The sequence below is a fragment of the Paenibacillus swuensis genome, from assembly GCF_001644605.1.
In the GTDB taxonomy this organism is placed as follows: Bacteria; Bacillota; Bacilli; order Paenibacillales; family DY6; genus Paenibacillus_N; species Paenibacillus_N swuensis.
Genome location: NZ_CP011388.1, coordinates 295,960 through 309,527 on the forward strand (window position 1 = coordinate 295,960; position 13,568 = coordinate 309,527).

At 42.0% G+C, this 13,568-nt stretch carries 10 protein-coding genes; all 10 read right to left on the bottom strand.

What is annotated here, in order from left to right:
* Positions 1-63 precede the first annotated feature (63 nt).
* The 10 genes from SY83_RS01455 to SY83_RS01495 all read right to left on the bottom strand — a co-directional run bounded on the left by SY83_RS01455 (position 64) and on the right by SY83_RS01495 (position 13,501).
* Positions 64-4,302, bottom strand: a complete 4,239-nt coding sequence (locus SY83_RS01455) for a sugar-binding protein (protein WP_068603575.1) — start codon at positions 4,300-4,302, stop codon at positions 64-66.
* Positions 4,303-4,376: 74 nt separating this feature from the next.
* On the bottom strand, positions 4,377-5,999 hold the full coding sequence (locus SY83_RS01460; protein WP_068603577.1) for an extracellular solute-binding protein: 1,623 nt from the start codon (positions 5,997-5,999) through the stop codon (positions 4,377-4,379).
* 66 nt (positions 6,000-6,065) lie between these two features.
* Complete coding sequence (locus SY83_RS01465; RefSeq protein ID WP_068603579.1) at positions 6,066-6,938, bottom strand: carbohydrate ABC transporter permease; 873 nt, start codon at positions 6,936-6,938, stop codon at positions 6,066-6,068.
* Between the two features lie 36 nt (positions 6,939-6,974).
* Positions 6,975-7,937, bottom strand: coding sequence for an ABC transporter permease (locus SY83_RS01470; RefSeq protein WP_068603581.1), 963 nt, complete (start codon positions 7,935-7,937; stop codon positions 6,975-6,977).
* A 135-nt stretch (positions 7,938-8,072) separates the two neighbouring features.
* Entirely contained in the window at positions 8,073-9,944 is a 1,872-nt protein-coding gene (locus SY83_RS01475) for a heparinase II/III domain-containing protein (protein WP_068603583.1), read from the bottom strand.
* A 29-nt stretch (positions 9,945-9,973) separates the two neighbouring features.
* On the bottom strand, positions 9,974-10,957 hold the full coding sequence (locus tag SY83_RS01480; RefSeq protein WP_068603585.1) for an NAD(P)-dependent oxidoreductase: 984 nt from the start codon (positions 10,955-10,957) through the stop codon (positions 9,974-9,976).
* The gene (locus SY83_RS01485) at positions 10,954-11,682 is read right to left on the bottom strand and encodes a DUF6807 family protein (RefSeq protein WP_197479932.1); all 729 of its coding nucleotides are present in this window, start codon (positions 11,680-11,682) and stop codon (positions 10,954-10,956) included. The genes SY83_RS01480 and SY83_RS01485 overlap by 4 nt, the downstream gene beginning before the upstream one ends.
* Before the next feature lie 386 nt (positions 11,683-12,068).
* A complete protein-coding gene (locus SY83_RS22950; RefSeq protein WP_157279760.1) occupies positions 12,069-12,293 on the bottom strand; it encodes a hypothetical protein in 225 nt (74 codons plus the stop codon).
* Between the two features lie 280 nt (positions 12,294-12,573).
* Positions 12,574-12,756 carry a GNAT family N-acetyltransferase gene (locus tag SY83_RS23710; RefSeq protein ID WP_331709971.1) on the bottom strand — a complete coding sequence of 61 codons (183 nt, stop codon included), beginning with the start codon at positions 12,754-12,756 and terminating at the stop codon, positions 12,574-12,576.
* A gap of 40 nt (positions 12,757-12,796) precedes the next feature.
* Positions 12,797-13,501 (bottom strand): class I SAM-dependent methyltransferase, encoded by a 705-nt coding sequence (locus tag SY83_RS01495; RefSeq protein ID WP_068603588.1) that lies wholly within the window; start codon positions 13,499-13,501, stop codon positions 12,797-12,799.
* Between the last annotated feature and the right edge of the window lie 67 nt (positions 13,502-13,568).

The following is a 13,568-nucleotide window of genomic DNA, read 5'->3' on the forward strand; positions in this document are numbered from 1 at the left end:
TGTTCAACTAACTAACATAAAAATTAGAAGCAGGTTAGTTTTAACCTGCCTCAAAATTACACTTTATTCAATATGAGTTTGGTTCATTACATAACTTGCATCACGCAGTAAGTAATCTGCTGCTTCACTAAAAATATGCTTACCCTTCTGAGCGCGAACTTCTTCCATGAATCCAGTAAACTGACCATGGGTGAGCTTCATCCTTAGACTATTGGCTATCCCTTTATTATCAATCCAATGATTTGCTTCAAAACGATTGATTAAGGATTGCAAACTTGTGATTGATGCGTAGGTTTGAAAGGTTACCTTAGTTAATTGGGCGTTCCCCGCCAGATCCGTAGCATTGACAACTAACGTATGATTGCCAAGATTTAAAGAATACAATTCTATACCATGTCCAACATCATATGCAACAGCATCCAGATACGCGGATGTCATTGAGGCATCCACCCCAGAGTAATTATCTTTCATACGGATTATAGGAAACACATCTTCACTATTCAATAACGTACCATACACAATGCCGGTTACAGAGATATTAGGCGCAGTCTGATCTATATGAATCAAAGCAGATTGTGTAGTTTCCGCATTTCCCGCTTTATCCACCGATTTATAGAACAATGTATGTTTGCCGTCTTCTTGATAAGATACTGGGGTCAGGTAGGGTAGCCAATTCAGCCCTCCGTCCACACTGTATACGGTTTTCTCCACTCCTGAACCTGTATCCGTGGCGTTAAGAGTTACTGTAACCGGTTGCACGTACCATCCATTAAGTCCATCTGGCGCTAAAGGGGATGATATTAACTTTGTTATGGGAGCATCTAGATCCGTTTGATTCCGCAAGGTTACATTTCCCCATCTGGATGTGTTCGAATACCCCGCGCCTTTCGGATCACTCCATATCGCCGTGCTTGTTCTGGATCCTACGCCGTTGTCGTCATTGACTTGTGAATCAAATCCAATCACTTTTCCTTCTGCTCCTTCAATAGTCTTAAAGGGAATCTTAACTTCTACTATATAACCAGTAGATGTTATTGCGGTTTGACTTATAAATTCACTCACATTCCCTTGACTTCCTATTGACTTCTCATTCTCGAAGTTAATTCTGTACTGCCTGTCATCCTTCTCGTGCGATGTTGTCTTTGCGTTATTTTCGTCAAGGAAAACTTCCACAGAATCTTGTTGATATGGAATAACATTTAACTTGCTTAGAAGTGGATCTGTAACTTCGGTAAAGACATATAAATAGTTCTCGTCCCATAAAATCCGGGTGCTGGCTGTCGCCCCTGAAGTTACAGGTGCTGTTAGGTTGTCAATGAACTGGTTAACCTTTATGACTGGAGCTGTACCCCAAATACGATCCATCGTACCATCAATAACAGGTGTCCCCTTGTACGCCAAACCGCTCTTAGGTGTGAAGATCATAGACTTCCTTACGGCTTCAATATCAATGATATCGTTTCCAATAGGATTTTCGTTGGTATAGCTGGACTCATACGCCCCTATATCGAACTTGGTTCCCTTCGGACGAGAGGCTTTATTGTAATCTTCCGACGGTGCCAATGTCTGTGTGCCTCTGTCGATAGCCGGCGAATTAGAGTGGAGTTTGAGAAAATCCGCACTTAACGGGTTTAATGAAAGGAATTTAGGATCGGCTATAACGTCATTTATCCCGATAACTCCAGGCATACCATTGTAATACAGGTTATTCGCATAAATTACAAACTCGCTTCCGCTCGAGCTGTTGAGCTTATAATTGGCTTCGCCTGGCCGGAGATCCCTTGCATATACTATATTATTAAAGATGTTAATGTTATCCGACCTGCTCGCGAATAGCTGAGCGTAGGATAGATATGGATTTAAATTATTATTGTATAAAGTATTGTTGATAATGTCTACGTTCGCTGAATTGAAGGAGTGAATACCCGAGCCTCCGTTATTATAGGAAATGTTATTTTCCACGAGGGTTTTCCCTTTATAAGCCGGATAACTTTTCCCCGTATTTTTATTATAATCGATAATGATCCCGTTTCCGTCTGAATAATTCTGTACCGCGCCCCACTTCACATTGGTTTGATTATCATGAACTTTATTATTGCGCACAATACTTTTGTAGCCCGTATTCACGTCAATATCCACCCCGCCTAGAACACTTATTCCGCTTGTAGCATATATCGTGTACCAACAATTGTTGTATATGTGATTATTATCGATTGTCACGTAATCTGCAGCGAGAGCATTAACACCGGCGCCCGGCATATCATGTATAACATTGTTACTAATTATTATATGATGGAATGGATTAAGCCCTTTTTCTACAGCTGATCTGCTATCGATTGATATGCCATTGGTATTCGTATTCGTGAATCTCACATCTCCATAATTTACGGGACTACCGCTCTTGACACTGTCAACATAGTAATTATAAGCTTGATTTCCATCTTCTACTGTAAGACTTTGGTTATTTCCTTTAACCTCGATGCCGTCGATTTTAATATAATTAGCCTGTATCATGATCGCGTCCCAACCGGTTTGCGCGAACAGTACAGGATGTGCTCCTGGTGCCGCTTTATAAGTAATATATGCCGGCTCATTAGTTTCAGGATGAATCGCTCCCGACTTGGTGATCGACAACATTCGGCCTCCACCAGTGTAAGTCCAAGTCCCGTCCATTAAATAAATCGTATCGCCTGGCGCAGATAAATCTGCTGCCTTCTGTAAAGATCTGAATGGCGCATTAAGCGACTTTCCTGGATTGTCATCATTTCCGTAAGGGCTTACATAATAGTTCACGGGTTCTCCGATTGATACCCCGGTATGAAACAATTCCCCGGGACTAGCATGAATGACCGGAGCAGTTCCTGGTAGATTTGAAGCGGATACTCTGATGTTATCTACCAACACTGTCGATTCAGCATGTACACCTTTTTTAATAGTAAGCATGAATGCCGCTATTCCTGAAGTGTAGTCTATATTTCGGAGTGGTTCACTATGTACCAGCTTGGTTGAAACACCGTTGCGTTCATGGTAAAGGTCGTAACTTTTACTATCGGTATGCAACACTAGCTTTAGAGAAAAGGGTTGGTCAACATCCCAAGTGGTTCTGGCTGCCATGGAGCCACTTATGTTATTGGAGGAACGCGCATATATGTTTCCATTCTTTGAGATTAAAACCATACCGCTTCTTGAATCACCCCAAGTGCCATTGATCGAATTCAGTTCGTAGTCCGCATTCCGATCTTTAAGCGTCAAATCGGCTTCCAACGTATAACTGTTATATCGTGTGGACGCATCCGATGCCCAGCTTGGATAAACGGGGAAACCAATATCTCCTGCTTGATCCTTGTTCGTAGTCACTTCCACCCATCTGGAGCCGTTCTGCTCAACGATCTTCATAGTAGAAGGAGAAGCCGCATCAAGAAGATTAGACTTAATTACAGAACCCGTAGCTGTCCCGGCAATGATTGAATCAGAATCCGTTGTTTCAAAGGTCGTAGTTCTTAGAACGCGTACATCCGCAGCGGGCATGTAAGAATCTCTCTTATCATTAGAGTATGAAATTCTAACATCGTCATAACGTATACTGGTAGCAGTTGCAGCCGCTGTACCCACAGCTTCAATATTATAATAAGCGATTCCGGATTCTAGAAACTTATGATTGTTATAGTTCATTAAAGGCTCTCCGCTGGCTAGCATATTCGTAATGCCAGTTGCTGTATCGGTGAGGAACAGGTCGTATTTATTGATGTCCTTATAAAGGTCCAGTTTCACCTTGTAGGCGGTGCCTGCTGTCCAGTTTCCCCGTTTAGCCCAGATTGTCTGAGATATGGTTCCTGATTTCACTTGTATATCGCCGGTAGGCAAGAATTTGGCAATGGGCAAGTTCTGCAACCAGTCTCCCGGTATCACCTTCAAGTCAAATTCTTTGTCTTGATTGCTGAAAGTAATAGAACCCTCGAATGAAAACCGATTTCCGGTTAGTTGCACGCCGGAGTTTGCGCCATAATAAAATCGGGTCTTACCTTGTGCAGCAGCCGGCACGGTAATTTCCATTGCACGATTTCCGCTAGGATCCGCTACAATCTTACGCACGAAGGAAGTTTCGGTACCCACCATCGTGGGAATCGGATTTATATCCGCACCTACAGCAAACTTACCGAAATTTGGATCTGCCGTCTCGAAAGTGTGACTCTGAGTAACTGTCGTAGCCGCGGAGGCTAGATTATTAGTCGGCGGAAAGGTTACACCAATCATTGCAAGCACAAGTGTGAACATGGAGATGTAATATCGATATCTTCTCATCCTTTATTCCTCCTAATTAAAGAGAAGAAACAGATTATTATCAACCTGCTTCTCTCTATTAATGTAACAAATGTTTACTGACCGATATTTTTATTGTAAATGTCATTTACTTCTTTCTCGATCTCATCGCCGCCGTTAGCTTTAAATTTCTGGACAAATTCATCAAATACATCTGGGCTTGCTTCGCCAAGGATGATTTTCAAGTAGTAGTCATCGGTTAATTTGGTTAAATTCACCGCATGTTTTCCATAGGCATCCACAGTTGGAGCAGGAAATGGCACGTAGCCTGTTGTTTTCACACGATCCGCAAACTCATAATTAAATGCGTCATTCTTCTTGTTAAAGTCGGGTGACTCTATCATATGGAATACGGATATTCCTTTTTTGTTAGCATCGGCTGTTGTGATCGCAGGATTTAGACTTATGATGTTGCCCGACTCATCTTTCCAGTCTTCGCCTTCAACACCCCTAAATGTGGTTGTATAGTAGCTATAATCCGTAATTGAAGCCTCTGCCATTTTCAAAATGGTTTCCACTTTCCTAGGATCTTTAGCCGCTTTCGTAGTAATTCCCACAGGAACGGAGTTTACTCCCCACTGAATCGTACCGGATTTGCCGTCAGGTCCGACCGGAGGTTTCCCGAAAGCGATTTCAGCAGTTGGCTGCGATTTCTTAAGGTTCTGGAATAGCCCTCCACCCAAATCTGTTGAGATCACTGGATTTAACGTATCTCTCCAATGGTAATACATACCTTTCCCTGTTAAAGAAATCCGATTATTTAGCATCGCGTTGGATTCCGCCCAGTACCCTCCCGTATTCTCCGAAGTAATAAATTCCGGATCAATTAATTCAGCTTTATACCATTTATGAAGGAGCTTAAGCGCATCTTTCATCTCAGGTTGAATCGCGGCAAATGTAATCTTACCATCTTTCTGGATGTAATCCAGATTTACAATTCCTTTACCTGCATTCTTGAAATCAGATATTCCGGGGTGTCCGAAGGCGCCTAAAATGGCAGGTAATGCATAATCAGACAAACCATAGGTATCTTTTTTACCATTCTGATCCGGATCATTATTACGAATCTTCGTCAGTGCCTCTTCGAATTCTTGAAGTGTCTCGGGTGTTTTCGTTATCCCGACATTCTTTAACCAATCCTTGCGCCAAATCAGTGATGTGGGATAGTCGCCATTAATATTGACAGAAGGTAAAGCATAGATTTCGCCGTCACTTTTCACAGTGTTCCACAGCTCATACTTATCAATTAACGCTGCGTAGTTAGGAGCAAATTTCCTTATGGTATCTTCGGATATAGGGGCCAACACGCCATTGGATACGTACTTATTAATCGTGTTGTAATCTGGCTTAATGTACATCACGTCAGGCATTTCACCAGCTGCCAGCTTTACATTTAATGTATCCACCCATTTATTCGTGTCAATGTACCAAATATTGTATTGGGCATTGAATTTTTCAGAAACCATCTTCTGAATTTTCGTATCCGGGTCTACTTGACCAAATGAATTATACGCTAGCCAATCGATCGTTACCGGTTCCTGAGCTTCCGAAGTGCTGGTTGGCTTAGATGTTGTTTCGGTTGTATTTACCGCCTCCTTATTCGTACATGCAGCAAACATACTTGCTGCAAGCGTAAGGGTAAGAATTACACCTAGCGTCTTTGCAGTTTTTTGGGACATAGAAAACCCTCCTGTTATTTGTTTGTATAAAATCAACCCGAAAATCCGGGGAAAAACCCAGTTCAGTTATCCTTTAATGGATCCAATTAACGTTCCTTTTACGAAATACTTTTGCAAAAAGGGATACACACAGAGAATAGGCAATATGGAAACAACCAATGTGGCCAGCTTCATGGATTGTGTGTTAACATTGGCTATTCCAGTTTCCGTTCCCGCCGCGGAAACATCACCATCCAGAACAATCTTACGCAGGATCAACTGAAGAACTTGTTTATGCTCCGACTGAATGTACAACATACTATCAAACCAGGCGTTCCAATGATATACCCCTGTATATAAAGCCACCGTCGCTAAGACAGGCATGGATAATGGCAAAATAATTTTCCTTAAAATGTAGATATCATTCGCCCCATCCATCTTCGCGGATTCTTCCAGCGCTTCCGGAATTTCATGCACGAAATTTCTTACAATCAGAAGTAAGAAGGTGCTGACCGCTCCAGGCAATAGCAAGGACCAAATACTGTTCATTAACCCAAGGCCTTTCACCAACATATAAAGCGGAATCATTCCGCCTGAGAAAAACATGGTCAGAACAATAAACCCTGTCCAAAACGTTCTATGCGGCAATGTTTTTTTGGAAAGCGGATACGCCCCCAGGAACGTTAATGTAACCGTAAGTATAATGGCTAGAACGGTTCTAACGATCGTATTCTTGTAAGAAATCCATATTAATTCGTTATGGAAGACTTGTTTGTATCCCGCGAAATCGAAGGAGGTAGGGAAGAAGTGAAAGCCATAACTGTTTACTACTTCAATCGGACTCATAGACAAAGTTACAACTTGCAGAAATGGCAGTAGTGTACAAATGGAGAGTAAGGACAATATTACATATACGAAACCAATAAATATTTGATCAGACAACTTTTTTTTAGCAATCATGTTCACACGCTCCGTTCTGTCTGTACCTGTAATTCTCTAGAAAATTGTCTCATCACTGAACCGCTTTGCTATAAAGTTTGCAGTTAACACAACGATAAGCGCGATTACATTCTTGAATAAACCCACCGCAGCCGCATAGCTGTAATTCATTTTTTGAATGCCCTCTGTATACGTATAAGTTCCAATAACATCACCCACACTCATGACCTTCGCGTTGAGCATGTTATAAATCTGATCGAAGTCATCATTAATAATCTGACCTGATGTCAAGATAAGCAGGATGACAATCACCGGTGTGATGGATGGTAAAGTAATATACCAGATTTTCTTCAATCTGCTAATGCCGTCCACATCCGCCGCATCGTACATTTCGGGATTAATTCCGGCAATCGCAGCAAGATATATAATGGCGCTAAACCCTACTGTTTTCCAAATTTCGGTACTGACCAGAATCGTGCGAAACCAATCTACGCTAGCCATAAAGAAGATAGGCTTAAATTCAAGCATGGTAAGAATAATGTTGACAGGACCGCGGCTGGGAGACAGAAACTCTGTAATAATCCCGGAAAGTACAATCCACGACAGAAAATAGGGCAGATAAGTGATGGTCTGAACTGTTTTCTTAAACAATGGTTTTCTCACTTCATTAATCATGAGAGCAAGGATGATCGGAGCCGGAAAGCCAAAGAGCAACTTATAAAAATTAACAATCAATGTGTTCTTCAGGACAGGGATAAAGTACAATCCCGTAAATAACTCTTTGAAATTATCAAGTCCCACCCAAGGACTCCCGGAAATTCCCTTCATAATTTTGTAATCTTTAAACGCTATAATTACGCCGTAAATAGGAGCGTAATGAAAAATGATGTAATACAGCAATACTGGAGATAACATAATGAAGAAGTACTTGTGATCTAAGTATCTTTGGGCTGTATTTCTCCGTTTCAGAGTGCTGCTTACGCCCTGTGTTTTAATCAACTCCGTGGCCATATTATTCATCTTCCTTCTCCAACCTCTCTTCTCATTATTTATTAAATCTATTTTGTTAACGTTTTCTTTTTGTTCTGTGCCTAATTTAACCCCATGTAAACCCTTTCATCAATAGCACATTTGTGAAAATATAACGATTTACTTCTACTTACCGGGAATTTGCTCGAATTTAAAGTGATTGGAGCCGTTAAGCGAAGCATCTTTCATCCTGAAATTCAGCCTGTAAATACAATCTCCCCACACTTTATTCATCCATATATCGGGTGTATCGATTACTTCAACTGAAAACTCTAATGCCATAGCGTCATAGTGAAGCAGGACATTTCGGCCATTTTGAACGAATAGTACAATCTTTCCTTGCGCCAATTCTTCTTGCACGCAACAAGTCAGCAGATGCCACTCATTACAGGAACTTTCTTTATGAAATTGGAACTGATCTTCTACGGTGATGAGCGAGTCCAGTTTTCGTTCCAAGGCTACATTACGAATCCAATAAATCAATCCCGTTTCAAGCGGATATGCATCCGTAATATCCATTGTAAGACTTGCCCTTTCTTCATTGGAGGAATATGTAACCGATTTGGCTTTATATGCCGGACCGGGTAGCTGCTCATATCCTCGGATTGTCGGCACATTATGATAAGAGGATTTCATGGTCCATAACGAATACCGCTCTTCGCTGAACGTCTTCTTGTTATACGAATTTACACCAGCATCAATAATTACCGGTTGCCCGTCGGAATATACGATAAATTGTCCGATATCGTTGTGATTATGACTTTCATCGTTATGCCCCCCTTTAGCTGCCAGATATAGACCGGTTGACGAACCGTGTCTTTCTCTTGCTGCCATCACCTCAATACCGTCCATCCAAACATCACGTAAATAAGGCACCGTGATTTCCCGGTTAATCATTTCTTTATATAATTGGATCTCGGAAAGCATCCGAGACATAGGAAACCATGCTTGTTGCTTAAATTTCTCCTCTGAAATCTTATATTGGTTGGCTGCCTGATTCATAAGGAGTTCATCTTGAATAAATATTCCGTACTTATACGCGAGTGCCGATTGAAAAGCGTATATTTTGGCAGAACCATCGGCAAAATTTATAAAATAGGATTCATTGATATGAGTTTTATAAATAAATCTGCCTATTTCTTGTATATGCGCGTCCTTATAAATATCAATCCATCCATCTGAAGCATGATGAAGCAGCTCCAGACATTCCAGCAGCGAGCCTCCCGCGCGATCCCAATAGGATGTACCTTCGTCACAGCCGCCGTCCTTCTCATATCCATCAATGAAAACATCTAAACTGCGCATCACTTTACGGAACATCTGCGCTCTCTCTTCATGATTATCTTCCAGCAATAAAACGGCTGTAAGGATGCATGAATTTATCCAGGGATTCCAATTATTTACCGGCTGACGGGCAAATCCCATCCAGCGATAATCATCTCTTGTCATATATGGATCCAGGACGCGCGTTTGTACCGTTTCTTTAATTCGCAAGTTGACCATGGGAGCTATTTTTTCGATCTTGGCATGCAACAAATAATAGGCCCAAGAAAGGAGTGCCCCTGTTTCCGCCGATCGCAATTCAACCATGTGCTCTTTTCCATTAGGCAGCACAGCATTGTCGTTGTGCATGACGCCAATCCATGAGGTTTCTTCACAAATACACCAGATACCATTCAGAATATCATCCGTAAATCGGTCTTGATTCTCTATACATTCCGCCGTAATTAAAGTACCCAGTGCGGATCTTCTAGCTAAATAAGCGTTATCCATACGATCAAAATAACCCGTGCGTGAGAATTCCATATAATACTCTGCTGTTAACGCAGGCCATTCATAAGCTAGATATCGTTCTCCCTTTACAATCAAACTTTTCTTTACTTCAGCAGGAATTTCTGTCCAAAATGTGCGCTCCGTCACAGGCGGGAATAATGTGAACTGTTCTTTACGAATGAGGTGTTGTTCTAAATCTTTACCGCCAAATTTCCCGAAAATCATATACCTGTTCTCCTTCTGTTAGTTATTTGTTAAGCAAATTGCTCAGCAAGCATTTCTGCCCAGCGAATGTTGGCATCTTTGGTTCTTCCCGCGATATGTGGAGTGTGAACGACATTGTGGCGGTTAAGTAAAGGATCATGAAGAGGCAGCGGCTCCAGATCGAACACATCCGCCGCTAAGCTGATTTCATCGGCAAGTACTCTTCTTCTAAGCTCGTTTGTATCGCAAATCCCCGCTCGTGTTACAAGAATAATCAAACATCCCTTAGGCAGCGCTCTTATGATTTCAGCAGTAACCAGACCTTCTGTATCGGGGGTTAACGGGACCATAGGTACGAAGATATCGGCATCATGCGCGAGTTTCTCTAAATGCCATTCTTTCCGACTTCCCGCGCGATGAAATGAAGCTTCACTTGCGAAAGGATCCCATGCTGCGACATCCGCTCCCAAAAACCGAACAAAGCTGGCATAACGGCTTGCAATGTTTCCGGCTCCTATCATGCGTACTTTCTTACCTTCGATCGTGCCATTAACAAAGTTGGGATCGTCACTGAATTGTTCGAGCGGAAAATCCCATGCATTCAGGTTCCCGATGATCTCCATATGCGCTTGAGGAATACGTCTTAGAGCCGCAATCGTAAGACCCAGGGCGAATTCGGAAACAGATTGTGCCCAGTATCCTGCCGATGGTTGAACATACTGGAAAATTCCCATCTCTTTTAGCTTGGCAGCTATTTCCTGTGATGGTTGCGCACCATATGGACCCTCTCCGATGTAAATTTCTTTAAGCGCTGTGAAATATGTTAAATCTTGTTCAGTTACGGTAACCGCTAAGATTATTAGCTTTGTAACGGTGGATGGTTCAGGGACAACTTCAGCAAGAATGCTATTGGAATCTTGTTGCAGTCTTATGAATGATACATGACCTAAGCGTTGCAATAGTTGAGATAATCGATCTGCTGTGTAAGGCCAAATGCGATCGAAATCAGGATGAACAATTATAACGGTTCTCATTGCGCTTTCCTCCTATTAAATAATGTCCAGCTCTCTTCGACCTTTGATATCGGAATGTCACCCGTAAAAATCAAAACATCATATTGAAATGTGCAAGTTTCTCCTTGTTGGATTGTCCAGGCCCCTGCAATACTGCAACTTGGGCATATGCCCAGCTCACCGTCAACTCTCCAAGGAACAGGATGTTCCAAATTCATTGAATGGTCCATAATCGCTATTCCGGCCACACCATCACGATCCGGAATCTGCATCTGTACCGCAACCCATCTTGCCCGCTTCCCTTCTGCTTCCTCATTGATCTTCCCCTCGCTGTTAAGAGCCATTCCGCCTGACTCTTGCCTATAAGGCATTCGAAGAAACAGCCCTCCATAAGGGTAATGGCCCAAAGTTAAATCAACTTCAGCATACATTTGTAAATGAAGATACATCTCATAGTGATCCCCGAGATCATTGAATTCCCAATTCTGGGTTTCTTTAAAGAGTAAATTGCCTTGAGGATCACGATAATCCGTCTCCACGGACCAGGTTACCTGTTGTTCCGTTACCTGTGCTTCTTTTATTAAGCGTGGATGAAATGTACCGTCAAGATGGGCGCGCGCGGGATTTAATCCTTCGCTCCAGAAACCATAGCCATTCACATCATTGAGCCCGATATACAATCCATGCTGCCAAGGGTGATGCGCTGGAGCATTTTCTGTTAACTCGCCCTTTCCATCCGGCGCCATTATCGGGTGGATATATGGCCTTCGATCTGATTCAGCATGTTGAACTAGTATGGCTTTCTCTTCACCGGTTCGATAAATCCGAATCTGGTCCTTCGTGGTTTCCGCAGTGAGTTGTAATGACTTGTGGATAAAGTTCATATGCTTCTCCTTCTTTAATCAATAATAATGTTAGCGGTTTCTTTCGGTCATGCACTCAATATAATCGTTAACAAAGCTGTGTTACAATGCGAAAATAAGGAATAAATCACCTTATTCTTCTTTGTCTTCTCCTAAAGGAAAAATGGCGGCTTTGTGCAAAAATAGTGATTATCTGCATGTAATACAAATCAGACGAAAAAAGCTGCATCTACGGCTTCCGTAGATACAGCTTCAAGATCAAGATAATTTTATGGAGTCACGGGCGACTCTATCACGTAAAAGTCATCGCCATACGTTGTTCCCGCGTTATTGTAAATATAGATGAGTGCTCTGGAATTGCTTGAGCCGGTAGTGAAGGTGAGCGTTTGTTTCGTATAGACGCTGGTGGAGATGGCCCCTTTTTTCTCCGTTCCTCCGTAATTCTTCACACCGATAAATCCGCCACCGCCTGATGTGCATCTACTGCTGTGCATTCTCCTGCATTCATTGCAGCCTGCATACTTATAATATTCGCTTCGATAATCCAATCAAAATTTGTTACCATATATATGGTCACTCTCCTGTACTTAGATTTGCGCACGGCAAATTAAGGGTAGCATAGCGGAGTTGTATTAAATAGGGAGAGTATTATTTAGCTCAAGTTATGTTTAGAGTACTTTTTTAAAGAAATAATGCTTTGCTCCATCCGGTGCGTTTTCAAGGATAGCATATTGGTCATATCCATTTTTTAAATAAAACTCCGGTGCTTGAAAACTAAAAGTATTGTTCCACTTCTGCTAAGAGTTGTGTCCCGATTCCTTGTTTCCTCAAATCCGCATCAACCCATAGAATATCAACTTCTAACCAGTTCCAACATATCTCAGCAAGAACGCCGCCCATTACGTTACTTTGTTCGTCTTTAACAGTAAGATTAATTTCTTCATATCGGGATGCCAAATGCTCCGGAACGTGCTTTGCGTTGTATTCAATACCCCCCTTAATTAGATTTCAACTGCATCAAACTCACCCACAGAAAATCCTCACCAAAGTGTTCGCTAGGCTGCGTAATCTTCTTCATCGCTCGAAAGTCGACAAACTCAAAATCATCTGCAAATATATCTCTAAGCCTTTCCTCGGTATACCCAATTCCACCTTTAAGACTTCCAGAGCGATAAATTTCCCAATCCGAAGTATCCTTTCCACCTGCAGTGTTAAAGCACACTAATCCGAAATGGCCGTGAGGCTTAAGTGCCTTCTTCAAAAATTCCAAATAAGTTAACCGTCGGTGTGGCGCTAGATGATGCAACAGTCCGCAATCGTATATAAAATCGTATGAATTCGGATTAAAGGAGAAATCAAATACGGACTCGCAATGAAAGTCAATCTCAATAGCAGCTTCGCGCGACCTTTCCTTAGCCCACTGAATCGCATTTTCTGAAAGATCTATGGCATCCACCTTACAACCTTGCTGAGCCATGTATATTGCATTTCGCCCTGGACCACATCCCATTTCCAGCACTCGACCAGGCATAAGACCATTACTGAAATACTCCACCAAATTCTCATCAGGACCTGCAACTCTAAAAAAAGGAACATCTTTTTCCCGATCAACATAGAAGCGCTCCCAGAATTCTTTGGGATCCCGCAACAAGTGATCAAGCATCCCCATCAGATCTTCATAGTTCAAAATAGACTCTTTCAATTAACATCCACCTCCACCTATATTTTACTGCAAATTGGAACTATGTAGGAGAATTTTATCCCCGGAC

What these genes read in the sequence shown, in the direction of transcription:
- SY83_RS01455 (WP_068603575.1), bottom strand. Translation starts at nt 4,302, where the DNA reads ATGAGAAGATATCGATATTACATCTCCATGTTCACACTTGTGCTTGCA.
- SY83_RS01460 (WP_068603577.1), bottom strand. Translation starts at nt 5,999, where the DNA reads ATGTCCCAAAAAACTGCAAAGACGCTAGGTGTAATTCTTACCCTTACG.
- SY83_RS01465 (WP_068603579.1), bottom strand. Translation starts at nt 6,938, where the DNA reads ATGATTGCTAAAAAAAAGTTGTCTGATCAAATATTTATTGGTTTCGTA.
- SY83_RS01470 (WP_068603581.1), bottom strand. Translation starts at nt 7,937, where the DNA reads ATGAATAATATGGCCACGGAGTTGATTAAAACACAGGGCGTAAGCAGC.
- SY83_RS01475 (WP_068603583.1), bottom strand. Translation starts at nt 9,944, where the DNA reads ATGATTTTCGGGAAATTTGGCGGTAAAGATTTAGAACAACACCTCATT.
- SY83_RS01480 (WP_068603585.1), bottom strand. Translation starts at nt 10,957, where the DNA reads ATGAGAACCGTTATAATTGTTCATCCTGATTTCGATCGCATTTGGCCT.
- SY83_RS01485 (WP_197479932.1), bottom strand. Translation starts at nt 11,682, where the DNA reads ATGGCGCCGGATGGAAAGGGCGAGTTAACAGAAAATGCTCCAGCGCAT.
- SY83_RS22950 (WP_157279760.1), bottom strand. Translation starts at nt 12,293, where the DNA reads ATGCACAGCAGTAGATGCACATCAGGCGGTGGCGGATTTATCGGTGTG.